This is a genomic window from Kibdelosporangium phytohabitans, assembly GCF_001302585.1.
Lineage (GTDB): Bacteria > Actinomycetota > Actinomycetes > Mycobacteriales > Pseudonocardiaceae > Kibdelosporangium > Kibdelosporangium phytohabitans.
In genome coordinates this window covers 1578553-1594863 of sequence record NZ_CP012752.1, presented here as the reverse complement: position 1 = coordinate 1594863, position 16311 = coordinate 1578553, and the positions used below count along the sequence as shown (strand labels likewise).

9 protein-coding genes are annotated in these 16311 nt (G+C 69.1%); 6 read left to right on the top strand and 3 right to left on the bottom strand.

All coding sequences use genetic code 11. The features are described 5' to 3' along the window. Positions 1–36 precede the first annotated feature (36 nt). A complete protein-coding gene (lexA, locus tag AOZ06_RS07250; protein WP_054296475.1) occupies positions 37–681 on the top strand; it encodes a transcriptional repressor LexA in 645 nt (214 codons plus the stop codon). Between the two features lie 44 nt (positions 682–725). Here lexA and AOZ06_RS07245 read toward each other — a convergent pair whose 3' ends face one another. After that, positions 726–1805, bottom strand: coding sequence for a potassium channel family protein (locus AOZ06_RS07245; protein ID WP_054288722.1), 1080 nt, complete (start codon positions 1803–1805; stop codon positions 726–728). Positions 1806–1924: 119 nt separating this feature from the next. Between AOZ06_RS07245 and AOZ06_RS07240 the strand changes: the two genes are divergently transcribed. Next, entirely contained in the window at positions 1925–2287 is a 363-nt protein-coding gene (locus AOZ06_RS07240) for a DoxX family protein (protein WP_054288721.1), read from the top strand. Here the strand turns inward: AOZ06_RS07240 and AOZ06_RS07235 are convergent. Then, positions 2261–5497, bottom strand: a complete 3237-nt coding sequence (locus AOZ06_RS07235) for an ATP-dependent helicase (RefSeq protein ID WP_083472574.1) — start codon at positions 5495–5497, stop codon at positions 2261–2263. The genes AOZ06_RS07240 and AOZ06_RS07235 overlap by 27 nt on opposite strands. 65 nt (positions 5498–5562) lie before the next feature. Continuing rightward, positions 5563–8748 carry an ATP-dependent helicase gene (locus AOZ06_RS07230; RefSeq protein ID WP_417999942.1) on the bottom strand — a complete coding sequence of 1062 codons (3186 nt, stop codon included), beginning with the start codon at positions 8746–8748 and terminating at the stop codon, positions 5563–5565. Positions 8749–9415: 667 nt separating this feature from the next. On the opposite strand from AOZ06_RS07230, the gene AOZ06_RS59650 reads away from it, so the two are divergent. Genes AOZ06_RS59650 through AOZ06_RS07210 form a run of 4 tightly spaced genes read left to right on the top strand, consistent with a single transcriptional unit; the run spans position 9416 to position 16300 of the window. Then, positions 9416–11500 (top strand): Agd3-related carbohydrate-binding protein, encoded by a 2085-nt coding sequence (locus AOZ06_RS59650; RefSeq protein ID WP_225953161.1) that lies wholly within the window; start codon positions 9416–9418, stop codon positions 11498–11500. 5 nt (positions 11501–11505) lie between these two features. Next, complete coding sequence (locus AOZ06_RS07220; RefSeq protein WP_054288720.1) at positions 11506–13554, top strand: Agd3-related carbohydrate-binding protein; 2049 nt, start codon at positions 11506–11508, stop codon at positions 13552–13554. Then, complete coding sequence (gene pelF / locus AOZ06_RS07215; RefSeq protein ID WP_054288719.1) at positions 13551–14978, top strand: GT4 family glycosyltransferase PelF; 1428 nt, start codon at positions 13551–13553, stop codon at positions 14976–14978. The genes AOZ06_RS07220 and pelF overlap by 4 nt, the downstream gene beginning before the upstream one ends. Next, positions 14975–16300 carry a hypothetical protein gene (locus tag AOZ06_RS07210; RefSeq protein ID WP_054288718.1) on the top strand — a complete coding sequence of 442 codons (1326 nt, stop codon included), beginning with the start codon at positions 14975–14977 and terminating at the stop codon, positions 16298–16300. The genes pelF and AOZ06_RS07210 overlap by 4 nt, the downstream gene beginning before the upstream one ends. The last annotated feature ends 11 nt before the right edge of the window (positions 16301–16311 follow it).

Here is a 16311-nt window from a genome sequence, read left to right as displayed (position 1 = left end):
GCGTCCCCGGTGCACCTGACCGGTACGCTTCCGCAGGTGACTGACCTCTTCGACCACCTCGACGCAGCCGAACTCCCGCTGCGGCAGCAGCAGATCCTCGCGACGATCCAGGACTGCGTGAACCGCGAGGGCTACTCGCCGAGCACCCGCGAGATCGGCGACGCGGTCGGCCTGCGGTCGACATCGACGGTGTCGAAGCACCTCGCCGCGTTGGAGGACAAGGGATACCTGCGGCGCAGCGCGTCCGTGTCCCGGCCGATCGACGTGCGCGCGTTCCTCACCGAGTCCCGGACCGGCGACTCCGGCGATTCGGTGAGCGTCCCCGTGGTCGGTGACATCGCCGCCGGTGTGCCGATCGCGGCCGAGCAGCACGTCGACGACACGCTGACGCTGCCACGCGACCTGACCGGCCGCGGCAACGTCTTCGCACTGCGCGTGCGCGGTGACTCCATGATCGACGCGGCCATCTGCGACGGCGACATGGTCGTGATCAAGCAGCAGTCCGAGGCGCACTCCGGCCAGATCGTCGCCGCGATGATCGACGAGGAGGCGACGGTGAAGGTCTACCGCCGCCGCGACGGCCACGCGTACCTGGAGCCGCGCAACCCCGCCTACGAAGTCATCGACGGCGACAACGCGACCATCCTCGGCGTCGTCGTCTCCGTCCTGCGCAGCGTCTGAAAAACCTCGTGAGTGTTTCGGCCGGTTCTAACCGGCCGAAACACTCACGAGGTTTCCTCGTTCTCGGCGGGGGGCGTCACCTTGCGGACGTAGAGCAGCCGGTCGCCTTCCTCGATCGCGTCGGCCTCCACCGAGTCCACGCGGTACAGCTTCTTGCCGCGGACCACGCCCAGCACGATCTCGGACATGTGCCGCGGCGAGCCGCCGACCTCGTCCGGCTCGACGTCCCGTTCGGCGATGGCCAGGCCGCTGTCCGGCGTGATCAGGTCCTCGACCATGTCGACGACGTTCGGCGTGTGCGTCGCCATGCCCAGCAGGCGGCCCGCCGTCTCGCTGGAGACCACGACCGAGTCCGCGCCGGACTGGCGCAGCAGGTGCACGTTCTCCGCTTCCCGCACCGCCGAGACGATCTGTGCCTTCGGCGCCATCTCGCGTGCGGTCAGCGTGATCAGCACGGCCGAGTCGTCACGGTTCGCGGCGACCACCACCGCCCGTGCCCGATCGACCCCGGCTACGCGGAGCACGTCGGAGCGTGTCCCCGAGCCGTGCACGGTGACCAGGCCGAGCGCGGATGCCGCGTCGAGCGAGTTCTGGTCGGTGTCGACTATGACGATCTGGCCTGGCTTCATGCCGTCGGTGAGCACCGCGCTGACCGCGGACCGGCCCTTCGTGCCGAAGCCGACCACCACAACGTGGTCCCGCACCTTTTTCCTCCATACTTGGATCTTGAACGCCTGCCGGGACCGTTCGGTGAGCACCGCGAGGGTCGTACCGACCAGCACGATCAGGAACAGCACGCGCAACGGCGTGATGACCAGGACGTTGACCAGCCGCGCCGACGGGCTCCACGGTGTGATGTCGCCGTATCCGGTGGTCGACAGCGAGACCGTGGCGTAGTAGATCGCGTCCAGCAACGACAGGCCGTCACCGTTGACGTCGCGGTAGCCGTCCCGGTCGATGTACACGATGACGACCGCGGCGACGAGCGCGAGGACCGCGCCGATCACCCGCCGCACGATCGCCGTGACCGGGCTGACTGTGCCCTCTGGAATCCTGATGACACCGACCAGCGAATGGTCCGGCCGGTCGGTGAGCCGGTCGGAGGCCGTCAGTCTCCTGATCATTTACGCACTCTCCCCGGTGGGACGCCAACGTGCCGCAGACTAGCGGTTGCCGACCGCTGGCGTTCGCTGGATCACGTTGTGGCACGCCTGTCCGGCTACTGGCGAGTAGCCTCCTCGGCATGACCGAATCCCGGCGAGCGATCCTCCTGGCCGTCCTGCTCGGCGGCATGGGCACGCTGCACTTCCTCGTGCCGAAGCCGTTCGACCGGCTGATCCCGCGCCAGCTCCCCGGCAACGCGAGGACCTGGACGTACGCGTCCGGTGCCGGCGAGCTCGGGACCGCGCTGCTGGTCGCCGTGCCCAGGACAAGGCGGTTCGGGGCGCTGCTCGCGGCGTTGCTGTTCGTCGCGGTGTTCCCCGGCAACGTCAAAATGGCCTTGGACGCGAAGACCACGCCGTCCAAGGTCGCCGCGTACGCGCGGCTGCCGTTCCAATGGCCGCTCGTCAAGTGGGCGCTACGCGTCAGTGACCGGAGGAACTGACCCGACGAGGCGGCGCAGGCCGTCCGCGTCCAGCAGGTCCGCCGGTCGCAGCGTGTGGTCCTCACGGACGTAGTGGAAGGCCGCACGGACACGCTCGACAGGCACCTCCGCGAGCTGTGCCCACGCCAACCGGTAGGCGGCCAGCTGCACGGCCAACGTCGGCAGGTGGGCCGCGTCCGGCACACGGCCGGTTTTCCAGTCCACGACAGTCCAGCCGCCGTCGACGTCCGCGTACACGGCGTCCATCCGGCCGCGGATGGACACGCCGTCGACGTCGAACGTGAACGGCACCTCGACCTCGTGCGGGATGCGGTCGGCCCACGAACTGGTCATGAACGCCGTCCGCAGCGCGTCCAGGTCCTCGTCGGCGAACGCGCTGTCGTCGGCCGCACCGGGCAGCTCGTCCAGGTCGAGCAGGCGGCCGGAGCCGAACTTGCGCTCGAGCCAGCTGTGGAACGCGGTGCCGCGCCGGGCGACCGGGTTGGGCGGGAACGGCAGCGGGCGGCGCAGCCTGCGGGCCAGCGCGTCGGGATCGGCGGCCAGCTCGACGAGCTGGCTCACCGACAGCTGACCGGGCAACGCGATCTTCTCGCGTCTGGACATCGCCGCGGCGCGTTCGGCGAGCAGCACGTCCGTGTCGCGTTTCCAGCCGTCGGGATCTTCCTCTTCCAGCTCGAGCAGCAGCTGGTCGGTGTCGGGCGGTTTGCCGCGCTTGAGTTTCGCCAGCTCGGCACGGACCTCGTCGGCGCCGTCCAGCACGTCCTGGCGGCGTTTGCCGAGCGGGTCGATCGGCCAGCGCACGACCCTGGCCGCGTTGGCGATCGGGTTCTCCTCGTCCTCGGCGGGCGCGGGCGCCCAGTGGTCGACCACCGCGACATCCACTTCGGACAGTTCGGTGAGGAACTCCGACGGCCCCTTGGGTTTCGCGCTGGTCCGCCCCCACCAGTGGCCGGACACCAGCAGGCAGTGCTCGGCACGGGTGAGCGCGACGTAGAACAGCCGCCGTTCCTCGGTCAGCGACCGCTCGGCGAAGCCCTCGTTGTGCAGCTGCAGCGCCTCTTCGACTTCTTTGCGGTTCATGTCCGCGTACAGCCGCAGCTCCGGCAGGTCCGCCGCGTCACCGCGCAGCGACGCGGGCAGTTCGGTCACCGAACGCAGCCAGCTCGACCCGCGGCGCTTGGACGGGAACACGTCCGTCACGACGTGCGGGATCGCGACGATCTCCCATTCGAGGCCCTTCGCGGAGTGGACGGTCACCACCTGCACCCGGTCCTCGGCCACCTCGACCTCGCCCGGTTCCAGGCCGTCCTCGGCGTCCTCGGCGGCGGACAGGTAGTCCAGGAAGGACATCAGGCTCGCCGACGGGCTGTGCCGCGCGTAGTCCGCGACGACGTCGGCGAACGCGTCCAGGTGCACGCGGGCGATGGGGCCGGGCCGGGCGGACGCTTCGATGTCCAGCTGCATCGTCCGTTCGACGTCCGCGACGAGTTCCGGCAGCGACTGGTCGAGCCGCCGCCGCAACTGGGTGAGCTCGCCGCCGAGACCGCGGATGCGGTTGTAGCCCGAGGTGGAGTACCGCTTCGGGTCGCCGGGGTCGTCGAGCGCGTCCACCAGCCCGGCTTGCTCGGCACGCTCCCCCGGCACGGCACCGAGCAGCGGATCCAGCTGGTCGGGCGCGTGCAGACCGGCCAGTTCGGTCGCTCTGCGCCACAACGCGGCGAGGTCGGCCGCGGACAGCCGCCAGCGTGACCCGGTCAGCAGACGGGTCGCGGCCGTGCCCGCGAGCGGGTCGACGAGCACCCGCAGCGTGCTGACCAGGTCACGGACTTCCGGCTCGTCCAGCAGCCCGCCGAGGCCGACGACCTCGACCGGCAGTCCGCGGGCACGCAGCACGGTCGCGATGTCCGACATGTCCGCGCGGCGGCGGACCAGCACCGCGGCCGTGGGCGGTTTGCCTGTGCTCTCCACCGCGGCACGCCAGCGGCTCGCGACGGCGTCACCCAGCCATTCCAGCTCGGCCTGGACGTCCGGGAACAACGCGCAGTGCACGTCGCCCTCGTCGGCGTCGTCCCGCGCGCGCAGCTCGTCCACCTCAAGTCCGCTGCGGCGCAACGGATCGGAGATCAGGTTGGCGAGCGTGAGCACCTCGGGCGGGTTGCGGAAACTGGTGAGCAGGCCGTAGCGGGTGGCCGGGCGCTTGTCCTGCTTGGGGAAGTCCGTGGTGAAGCGCGGCAGGTTGGCCGCGCTCGCGCCACGCCAGCCGTAAATCGCTTGTGCTGGGTCACCGACGGCGGTGACGGTCATCGGCTCCGCCTGGCCGTAGAGCGACCGCAACAACACGCGTTGCGCGTGACCGGTGTCCTGGTACTCGTCCAGCAGGACGGCGCCGTACTTGACCCGTTCGCCTTTGACGACTTCCGGGTGGTCGCGCGCGAGCCGTGCCGCGATCGCCATCTGGTCGGCGAAGTCGAGCACACCGTCCTTGCGCTTGCGCTCGGCGTACGCCGTCACCATGGGCAGCAGCGCGACACGGAACCGTTGCGCGGCAATGATTTCCTTGAGCTTCTGGGACGGCTCGGCGGCCTGCCGCGGGCCGCGCGGCGCGGCCTCGATCAGCTGGCAGAGCCGCTCGGCGTGCTCGACGAGCTTGTCCTCCTCGACCAGGTGCTCCCCCAGCTCACCGGCGAGGTCGAGCAGGTACCGGGTGATCGTCGCGGGCACGCGGTCGGTGTCCAGGTCCTGCGTCCACGTGCTGACCAGCCGGTGCGCCAGCTGCCACGAGGACGTCTCGGTGAGCAGCCGGGCCGCGGGCTCCACCGGCAGCCGCAGGCCGTGCTCGCTGACCAGCCGCCCGGCATAGGCGTGGTACGTGAGAATGGTCGGCTCACCCGTGATCACGGCGGCCTTGCGCTCACCGCTCGGATCCAGCCGTTCCAGCACACCGGACCCGGCGAGCCTGCGCAACCGGGCACGGACACGGTCGGCCAGCTGCCTGGCGGCCTTGCGCGTGAACGTCAACCCGAGGATCCGCTCCGGCACGACCAAGCCGTTCGCGACGAGCCACACCACGCGGCCGGCCATCGTCTCGGTCTTGCCCGCGCCCGCTCCCGCGACGACCAACGCCGGTTCAGCCGGCGCCGCGATGACCGTGGCCTGCTCGTCGGTCGGCGCGGGCAGCCCGAGCGCGGCAGCGAGCTGCCTCGGCGTCATCAGGTCGGATGTCACGGTGTCAGATTCCACGGCGACCCGACTCTACATGCGGAAACGTCCATCCATCACTCCGTGACCTGCCGTCCGGCCGGGTGCACCGGGCAGCTGGTCCTGGCCGGGCAACGGGAGCAGTCGGGGTTCTCGCGCGCCTCGTAGTCGGGGCCGATGCTGTCGGCCGCCGCCTTGCGGACCACCGTCAGCCACTCCTGCACGGCCTCGCCCTCGACCGGGTCCTGGACCCGTTCCGCCGCGCCGGTCTTGCGGTCCTTCTTCGCCACGAACACCAGCCGCGCGCCGCCGGAGTCCGTGTCGAGGCCCAGTTGCTTGAAGGCGCCGTACGCGGCGGCCAGCTGGTACACCGCGAGCTGGGGGTGCTGGGCGGCCTCGTCCTTGCTGACCGGTGTCTTGCCGCTCTTGATGTCGATCACGACCGGGCGTTTGTCCGAGTCGGCCTCCAGCCGGTCGACCCGGCCGCGCAGCCTGATCCGCGGGCCGTCCTCCTCCTGCGGCAGGTCGACGTCCACGTCGTGCTCGATCGCCACCTGGGTCAGCTGCGAACGCGTCCCGGTCAGCCAGCTGAGGAACGTGTCGAGCATCCCGTGCACGCGTTGCTTCTCGCGTTTGGAGTACCAGGGCGCGCCCGCGTCGACCTGCTTCCACGTCTCGTCGAGCTGGGCACGCAGTTCCCGCTCGTTCGCGCCCTCCGCCGCGGCCTGCGCCAGCGCGTGCACGAGCGTGCCGGTGACCACGTGCAGTTCGACCGGGTCCTGACCGCCGTGCCGTTCGACCACCCAGCGCAGCGGGCACTTGGCCAAAACGTCCACTGTGGACGGTGAGACCTTGACCGGCTCGGTCTTCTCGCGCAACGCGGCGGCGCTGGACATGTCCGCGAGGCCGTACCAGGAGTCCGGGTGCGCGCCCGGCACACCGGCCTCAGCCAGCCGGGCCAGTTGCCGCGCGGCACGGCGGCGGCGCGGCGCGGACTCCTCGCCGTCACACACCACTTTGCGCAGTTCGCCGACCAGGTCGGCGAGGACCAGCGAACGGGTGGCCGACAACGAGACGAACGCCAGTTCCTCGTCCTCGAACTCGGCGAGTTCACCGAGGAAGCGGGACGGCTGCTCCTCCTCCCCGCGGATCGCGCTGACCAGCAGCCGCCACCGCGCCCGGCTGGCGGCGACCATGAACAACCGGCGTTCCTCGGCCAGGATGGGCGCCGTCATCGACACGTACTCGTACGGGTCGGCGCCGTTGAGGACGTCCACCATCTGCTCGACGCCCAACAGCGAGCCACGCAACCGCAGGTCCGGCCACGCGCCTTCCTGCACGCCCGGAACGGCGACGACCGTCCACTCACGGCCCGCGGCGGCGTGCGCGGTGAGCAACGCGACGGACTCGCCTGTCGGCGCCTTCGCGGCGAGACTGTCGCCCGCGATCTGTTGCGCGGTCAGGTAATCGGCGAACCGCGCGACACCGGCGCCGGGCAACCGGTCGGCGTACTTCGCCGCGGCGTGGAACAGCCCGACGATCGCGTCCAGGTCGCGATCCGCCTGCGCGCCCGAGGTTCCGCCGCGTTCGGTCTGCGCGACCCAGCGCCGCTCGAGTCCGCTGCCCTGCCAGATCCCCCACAACACCTGCTCGACACCCGCGCCGTCGGCGATCGCCTTGCGCGCCTCGGCGAGCAACGCGGCGACCCGGCGCAACGGCGCGGCCTCGGCGTCCTCCAACGCGGCGAGCTTGTCGTACGTGTCGAGCGCCTCAACAAGCAACTCATCGCTGGAACGGTCTCCGCCAGCGGCCAACTCGAGACGCCGCAACCCGCGCCGCAACCGTCGCAACGCCATCGGGTCCGCGCCGCCGAGCGGTGACGACAACAGCATCGCCGTCACGTCGGCGTCCAACGCCTTGGGGTCGGCGGCACACCCGAGCAACGCAAGGAACGGCCGCACAGCGGGTTGTTGCGCCAACGGCACCTCATCGGTGGGGATCGCGACAGGCACGCCGGCCGCCGCCAATGCCCGGTACAGCACGGGAATCGCCCGCGTCGCCGAACGGACGACCACGGCCATCTCCGACCACGGCACCTCGTCGATCAGGTGCGCGCGGCGCAACTGGTCGGCGACCCAGTTCGCCTCGGCCGCGGCGGAGGGATGCAGCCGCACCGCCACACTGCCGTCGGCCGGGACACCTCGGCCTTCCTTGATCTGCCGCTGTGGCCCCGTTCCCGGCAGCCGCGCGGCCAGGCGCCCGACAGCTTCCCTGACCTGGGTGGACATCCGGTGGCCGGTGGTGAGCACGATCGTGTTGAACCCGTCGGGATCCGCGTCGGCCAGCAGCCGCGGATCCGCGCCGCGGAAGGAGAAGATCGCCTGATCCGGGTCACCGGCCAGGACGAACTCCCCGCCGCCCTCGGCCAGCGTGGTGACGAGCTGGTACTGCAACGGGTCCAGGTGCTGCGCGTCGTCGACGTAGAGGTGCCGGACGCGCGCGCGTTCCCGGTCGAGCAATTCGTCATCGGTCTCGAACGCGACGAGCGCGCTGTCGACCAGTTCGGCCGCGTCCAGCGCGGGCCCGCTCGCCTGCGCCACACCGGTGTCCGCCGCGCCTGCCAGCAACGTGACCTGCTCGTACTGCCTGCCGAACCGGCCGGCCGCGACCCATTCGTCACGCGAGTACCGCTTGCCGAGCTCAGCCAGGTCGTCCGGCCCCACCCCGCGCTCGGCCGCGCGCAGCAGCAGGTCACGCAACTCGTCGGCGAAACCGGGGATGGTCAGCGCGGGCCGCAGCCGTTTCGGCCAGTAGGCGGCGCCCCGCTCCAGGTCGCCTTCCAGCAGATCCCGGAAGACGGAGTCCTGCTCCGGGCCGCTCAGCAACCGCGGCCCCGGCTCGTCCCGCAACGAAGCCTGCAACCTCAGCACAGCGAACGCGTAGGAATGGACCGTGCGAACAAGCGGATCACGCGCGGTCGGCATCCCACCGTCAGCGAGGAGACCGGTGATCTGCGTCCGCAACGCGGCGGCGGCTCGCCGGTTGGTGGTGAGGATCACCATGTTCTCGGGGTCGGCGCCGTCCGCGATCCGCCGTGCCGCGCTGTGCGCCAGCAAGGTCGTCTTGCCGGTCCCCGGCCCACCGAGGACGCGGCAAAAGCCGACACCGCCCTCGATCAGCTGGACGGCCGCATCGTCCCAGGTCAAACCCGCGCGAGGGCGGTGCGGAGTCCGGACGAGCAGCGGCGCGGACTTCGTCACCACGTCACGATGGAATCACGGCACTCCGACATCCGGGTGAGCGACACCCCCTGACCAGGATGTTGATCACGCAGGAAAGTTCGCCCGGTTCGCGGGTACCGCGCGAGTGCGGCCCGACAAGCACGGCTGCCCGCTGCACGCGGCGACCGGCCTGGCCCACGGCCACACGTATGGCAAACGTCATTCCCAGTTGCCGGATTAATTGGGTGGATCATTATGTCCGGCCATAAAAACAACCGACAGCCGACAATTGTCACCCGATCGGCGGAGAGATACCGGATGGCCCATCCACCCGAGCCACGACTCCGCCGCACGGCGGTATCAGGCACCGCCGAACGGGGCACGCCGGACGCGTTGTTCCAGAGAACTCGGTCGTCACGGGCCGATCGATATCCGGCGCCCTGACAAGGATCTTGATATTGGGAATGATCCACTGAAAAGTGGCGATTGTCAGCATGTAACAAGCGGACTTCCGGTGACGAACCCCTAAGTGCGTCATGCCTTTTCGATCAATGCTGCCCCGGCCTGCACCTGGGAGGCTCATGTCCGGCTGAGCGCTTTCGCGCCTCGTCCCGCTTATTGGGAGACAGTTCTTCATCCGCTGCGCGAGCGGCGTGCCCGCCCCACCTCGCCATGCCCGAATAACGACGCCACCAGAGGGGTTTCGTCCATGAACAGGATCAGGACGAGGGTTTTGCCTGTCCTGCTAGCCGCCGTTGTCACCGGCTCCGCCGCCAGCCCCGCGAGCAGCGCTCCCGCTGGTGACGGGCATGTCGAGCACGCACACGAACATCCGCTGATCCGCGCGGCGGTGTCGCGCCCGAAACAGCCGGCCGCGCCCAAGCTGCCCGTGGTGAATGGACCTGTAATGGCCGCCACCGCGACCACCAGTTCCCACCATGTGAACGCCAGTAGCAAGGTGGCGTTGCGTGTGCTTGTTCTCGCCAGTTCGGCAACTGATTTCGGGTTACCGACGTGGAAGTCGACCCTTGACCGGATCGGCCAGCCATACGACGTCATACTCGCGAAGAACACGACGCTGCAAGCCGGCCACCTCGTGAACAACGACGGAACGGCCAAATACAACGCCGTGCTGCTCACCGACAACGCGCTGAGCAGTGAAGGGACCAGCGCTTTCGATTCAGCCGAGTGGTCAGTGCTGTGGTCGTATGAAAGGACCTACGGGATCCGCCAGGTCTCGTTGTACACCTCATATGGTACGTACCCAGAGGACTACTGCCTCCGCGCCGGAACCGAAGGTCCCATCACCACACCGGCGCAGCTTGCATTGACCCAGCCCGGTAGCCAGTTCTTCGACTACCTGAAAGCGTCGGCACGAATTCCCGTCTCCCAGTCGTACGTTTACCGGTCGCGGGTGCAGTCCGGCTGCCAGGCCACGCCGCTGCTGACGGTCGGCAGCGACGTCTACGCGGTCACGTCCACCGCCCCCGACGGCCGCGAGCGCGCGGCGCTCACGTTCTCGTCCGGCGAGTACCAGCTGCACACCGACCTGCTGGGGTACGGACTGCTGCGGTGGGCGGCTCGTGGCGTTCTCATCGGCGAGCAGCGGCACTACCTGAACCTGGACATCGACGACTGGTTCAACCACACGGCGCACCTGTACCCGGACGGGCGCCTCGAGACGAACCCCGGCTTCCGGCTGTCGGGCCCCGAGGCCTCGGCCACGCACGCACAGCAGAACTCGCTGCGTGACCGGTATCCCCTGGCCGACGAGTTCAACCTGAACATCCCGTACAACGGCGGCGGGCTGATCTCCAACGCGCCGTCGCGCTGCAGCGCGATGAACACCCCGGACCCGCTGAGCAGCTTCTCCCGCTGTGAGGGCAACAACTTCCGGTGGATCAACCACACGCTGGAGCACCCGGCGCTCGACTTCACCACGTACGCCGAGAACGTCGCCGAGATCCGCGACAACCTGGCCGTCGGCCGGGACGCCGGTTTCGTCGTGCCGGGTGACAACCTCAAGACCCCCGCGTACTCCGGGCTCGGCGTGTACTCGACCACCCCGGACGGGCCGCTCAAGGACTTCGGCCTGACCGGCTCCAACCCGCATCTGTTGAAGGCCGCGAAGGACCTCGGTGTGAAGGTCCTGCACGGCAACATGTCCTTCGAAGGCCACCAGCCGCCGTGCTTCAACTGCGCGATCACGCACCCGCTGGAGCCGGCGGTGTCGGTGGTGCCGGACTGGCCGGTCAACATCGGCTACCAGGTCACCACACCCGCCGAGGAAACGTACCTGTACAACAGCCTGTACGGGCCGAACGGCCAGTTCCCGACACACCCGAGGGACCTGACGTACCCGGAGATCCTCGCGCTGGAGGCTGAAGTCGGCCTTGAGCACGTGCTCAGCGGGTCGGTGTACGTGCACACCTTCCACCAGGGCAACGCACACCACTACGCGCCGGGCAAGAGCCTCGCCTTCGACTGGGCCGAAGAGGTCGTCCGGCAGTACAGCAGCTACTACAACGTGCCGCTGAAGGGCCCGGACTGGACCTGGGTGGCGAACTACGCCAAGGCGCGGTCCGCGCACCACAACGAGATCAAGGCCGGACCGGACGTGGTGTGGGACAAGGTGACCAACATCGTCACGGTCAGCGCCGACACCACCGGCTCGCTGTTCATCACCGGCGCGGGCGGCCTGCTTGTGCCGTCCGAGCGGTACGGCACCGACCTGATCACCCAGCTGGGCGTGCGCCCCGGCCTGGGGCAGACACTGCTCGCACAGCCGAGGTAGCCGCGATGAATCCACGTCGGCTGGGCCGGAATCTTCCGATTCCGCTGTTGATCGTCGTCGCGCTCGGACTGGTCGCGGTCACGCTGACCAGCCCGTCCGGGCTCGAAGCTCCTGGCAGCACGGGCGTGACCGCGCAGCCCGCGTTGCCGGAGCAGCCGCCGCTGCCGCGCAAGCAACGCGTCCCGATCCGTGCCGGGAACACCGACAGCGGGCCGGGAACACGCGTCGCCTTGCGGCAGCTGGTGGTGGCGACCGACACGGACGATTTCGGCCTGGCCGCGTGGAAATCAGTGCTCGACGGCATCGGCACGCCGTACGACGTCCTGCTGGCCCGGACCGAGCGGCTGGACGCCAACCGGCTGGTGCGGCCGGACGGCGTCGGCCGGTACAACGGCATCCTGTTGACCAACAACGCTTTGCTCTACCCGGACAACGGCAACTACCAGGCCGCGTTCGACGCTCAGGAGTGGAACGCGTTATGGGACTACGAGCGCGCGTTCCAGGTGCGGCAGGTCTCGTTGAACACGTTCCCCGGCCAGTCACCCGAGGACTACTGCCTGCGCCCGGTCGGCGAAGGCGCCATCGGAACCACCCCTGAGCTGGCGACGGTGGCCGGCGCGGGCAGCCAGGTGTTCGACTACCTGGTCGCCGACGCCAAGATTCCCATCGTCCAGTCCTACCTGTACCGGGCCAAGCTGGGGTGTGACGCCACGCCTCTGCTGACCGTCGGCCAGGACGTCGTCGGCGTGATCAGCACGCGCGACGGCCGGGAACGGGCCGCGTTGACGTTCTCGGTCGGTCCCGACGCCGTGTCCACGAAGCTGCTCGGCCTCGGTTTGGTGCGGTGGGCGACCCGCGGCATCTTCCTCGGCGAACAGCGGCACTGGTTCGGCGTGGACGTGGACGACTGGTTCAGCAGCACGCTGCGGATGCGCCCGGACGGCACCAAGGACGTGTACCGGCTGACCGGTGCCGAAGCCGCGGATGTCGCCGACCAGCAGCGGAAAGTGCGGCAGGCCCACCCGTTGGCGAAGGACTTCACGCTCAACCTGCCGTACAACGCCAGCAAGTTCGACGCGCGGGCGCCCGCACGGTGTTCCGACGACACCACCGAGCCGCTGAGCAGCTACACCAAGTGCCTGGCCGGTGAGTTCCGGTGGATCAACCACACCAGCACGCACCCGCAGATGAACGACACGCCCTACGACCGCAACTACACCGAGATCCAGCGCAACCTCGCCGACGCCGCCACCGGCGGGCTGAAAGTCCCCCACTCGGTGCTCAAAACCCCCGAGTACTCCGGGCTCGGCGTGTACAACCCGGATCCGGAGTCCCCCGACCCGCCGACCGACCACGGACTGGCCGGGTCGAACAAGGAACTGCTCAAGGCGGCGAGCGACCTCGGCGTGAAGTACATGCAGGGCAACATGTCCTTCGCCGGGCACCGGCCGCCCTGCTTCAACTGCGGCATCTACCACCCGCTGCAGAAGGACGTGTTCATCGTGCCCGACTGGCCGACGAACATCGCGTTCGAGGCGGTCACACCGGACGAGCAGAAAGCGCTGTACAACGCCGAGTACGGCGAGCACACGTACGAGTCGATCGTCAAGGGCGAAGCGGAAGTCGCACTGCAGCACGTGATCAGCGGTTCGGCGTACGTCCACACGCTCCACCAGGGCAACCTGCACCAGTACGCGGACGGCAGGAGCCTCGCGTTCGACTGGATCCAAGCCGTGCTGGCCGGGTACACCGCCTACTACCGGGTGCCGTTGAAGAACACCGACTGGATCACGCTCGCGAACCACGTCGAGCACCGCACGTCCCACTTCGGCCAGCTCACCGAGGACGCCGTGTGGAACCGCGTGACGAACGCCGTGAGCTACACGCCGAGGAACGACGGATCGGTGTTCATCACCGGGATCCAGACCAGAGAGGCGACCGACGAAGACCAGAAGGGCCCGGACGAGGCCGAGATCTACGGCAGCGACGCGATCTCCCGCCTCGGCGTGAGCGCGGGCCAGACCATCACGGTGACTGCGAGCCCACGGTCATGACCGCACCCGAGCGCCTCACTCTGCCCAAGCCCACCGGACCGGCGCGGCGAAGTCTCCGCGTGGCGCTCATCTCGGAAGGTGCCTACCCGTTCCACCCCGGCGGTGTCAGCCTGTGGTGTGACCAGCTGATCAACGGCATGCCCGAGCACAAGTTCACCGCGGTCGCGTTGACCGTCGACGGGTCCGAACGCAGCACCTGGCCCACACCGGACAACCTGGCGCGGGTCGTGAATCTTCCGTTATGGGGCCTGCAACAGCAGAAACGGCGGAAGAGACGCGGTTTCGCCGCGATCCATTCGGCGTTCCTCGACGCACTCCGCCCGCCGGGCAACCCCGACGCGCTGCTGGCCGCGCTGCCCGCGATGTTCGAGTACGCCCAGAAATCCGATCTCAGCACGGCCATGGTGTCCAACGAGGCCATCGACCGGTTGATGGCACTGTGGACGGAGCCGCTCAGCCTGCGTGACGCGCTGACCGCGTCGGACCTGCTGGAGCACATGCTGCGGCCGCTGTCTTACCCGCCGGTCGAGGCCGACATCTGCCACCTGTCGATGAACGGGCTGAGCGCGCTGGTCGCGCTGGGTTCGAAGTGGACGTACGGCACACCGATCCTGATGTCCGAACACGGCGTGTACCTCAGGGAGCGCTACCTCGGCATCGTCAACGAGCCGACGCCGCACTCGGTGAAAGTGTTGCTGCTCAGCTTCTTCCGTGCGCTGGCGGGCGCCGCCTACCGCGCGGCGGACATGCTCGCGCCGCACTCCAGCTACAACCGTCGCTGGCAGTTGCACAACGGCGCGGACGCCGGCCGCATGCGCACGATGTACAACGGGATCGACCCGGCGGACTTCCCGCCGGTCGAGCACGAGCCGGACCGGCCGACGATCGTGTTCGTCGGCCGGATCGACCCGTTGAAGGACCTGCACACCCTGATCAGGGCGTTCCACGTGGTGCGCACGGAGATCCCGGACGCGGCGCTGCGGATGTTCGGGCCGGTCACCCCGGTCAACGAGGGCTACCACGCCAGCTGCGTCGAGTTGATCGAACAGCTGGGGCTGACCGGGGCGGCGACCTTCGAAGGCCGTGTGCCCCGGCAGATCGACGCGTACCACGCGGGCCACCTGGTCGCGCTGACCAGCGTGTCGGAGGGCTTCCCGTTCACCGTCGTCGAGTCGATGTCGGCCGGGCGGCCCCAGGTGTGCACGAACGTCGGCGGTGTCTCCGAGGCCGTCGGCGATGCCGGATTCGTTGTCCCGCCTCGTGACCACGCCGCTGTGGCGCGGGCGTGCGTGAAGCTGCTCACCGACACGGCGTTGCGGCGCAAGCTCGGCCGCGTCGCCAGGCAACGTGTTCTGGAGAACTTCACCTTGCAGCAGTGGAATGACAGCTACCGTGGCATCTACACCGAGCTGGTGACGCGGTGAACGAGATCGAGGCGGTGGACGAGCTCGCGAACCGGGTCGCGCCGATGATCGGCCGGGCGGTCGACGAGCTGCAGATCGCCGCGGTGCTGGAGAGCCAGGGCTTCACCGATCAGGTCGCGCAGGAACGCTACGGGGTCAAGGACGTCTTCGCCCTCGCCGTCGTCGTGTTCAGGCACCTGCCCCGCGAAGTCGAGGCCCGCCAGGACGAACAGCGGGCGAGGAGAACGTTCCGGGTACTGTCGCACGGACCGCTCTTCCTGCTGCCGAGCCTGTCCTACCCGGCGGCGTACGACTGGCTCGGCGCGCTGACGATGGTTCGCGGCCTGGTGTTCACCACAGCGATCGGCTGGTGGTGGGCGATGGGCATGAGCCTGGTGGCCTACCGCTTGCTCGGCCATGGGCTCGACCGCGCCGCCGGGCGGTCGCTGCGGCTTTCCGGCGGCATCGGCCTCGGGGTCGTTGCGACCGGGTCACTGCTGATCGACACCCGGCTGTGGGTGTTCTGCCTCGCACAGATGGGTTTCCAGGTCTCGTCGTGCGTGCTGGTCATCCACAAGCGGGAAGCACGGCTGGCGTTGCTGATGATCCCCGCGTGCGCGGGCGGAGCCGCGCACCTGGTTCTCGACCTGCTTCCGGTGGCGCTCGGCTGCGCCGCACTGTCCATTGTGCTCATCCTGGCGGCGTCGTGGCACGAGACGGGCCGAGCACAGCCGGACACCCGCAAACCGCCGCGCATCCACCTGCTGCTCAGGCTGTCCGCGCCCAGCGTGGCGTACTCGGCCTTGTGCGCGGCGTTCCTGCTGAACACGGACGCGAGGTTCGTGCTCGCCGACCTGGATCTCGGACTGGCCGTCGCGCCGCTCGTGCTCGGGATGGGCGCCGTCGAATGGCGGGCGCACCGGTATTCCGAGCAGGCGCTCGACGAACTGGAGTCGAGCCGGTCCGTCGCGCAGTTCCGGCGGGCCACGCAACGGCTGCTGCTCAGGGAACTGGCCTGCTGCCTGGTGATCCTCGGCGGAATCGCGCTGGCCCTGCTGGGCGTGCTCGCCCAGTTCGGCCTGCTCACCACCCGGGGTTCGCTGCTCGTGGACGCGCACGTGGTGCTCGGCGGCGTGTTCTTCCTCGGGTTCGTGCTGATGCGCTACGAGGGGCTGCGCTGGCTGCTGGCGATCATGCCGGTGGTGATCACCGCCAACGTGCTCGCCAACCACCTCGCACCCGGCAACGAGATCCCGGTTTTCCTCACGGGCTGTGCCGCCTTGCTCGTGCTGTTCCTGCTGACCTCGCTGGCTGCTGCGGGCGAGGTCCGGCGATACCGTTGAGAAGAAGGAGG

Excerpts from the sequence above, each read along its gene's own strand:
- AOZ06_RS07220 (WP_054288720.1), top strand. The coding sequence starts at position 11,506 with ATGAATCCACGTCGGCTGGGCCGGAATCTTCCGATTCCGCTGTTGATC.
- AOZ06_RS59650 (WP_225953161.1), top strand. The coding sequence starts at position 9,416 with ATGAACAGGATCAGGACGAGGGTTTTGCCTGTCCTGCTAGCCGCCGTT.
- AOZ06_RS07240 (WP_054288721.1), top strand. The coding sequence starts at position 1,925 with ATGACCGAATCCCGGCGAGCGATCCTCCTGGCCGTCCTGCTCGGCGGC.
- pelF (WP_054288719.1), top strand. The coding sequence starts at position 13,551 with ATGACCGCACCCGAGCGCCTCACTCTGCCCAAGCCCACCGGACCGGCG.
- AOZ06_RS07245 (WP_054288722.1), bottom strand. The coding sequence starts at position 1,805 with ATGATCAGGAGACTGACGGCCTCCGACCGGCTCACCGACCGGCCGGAC.
- AOZ06_RS07235 (WP_083472574.1), bottom strand. The coding sequence starts at position 5,497 with ATGACGCCGAGGCAGCTCGCTGCCGCGCTCGGGCTGCCCGCGCCGACC.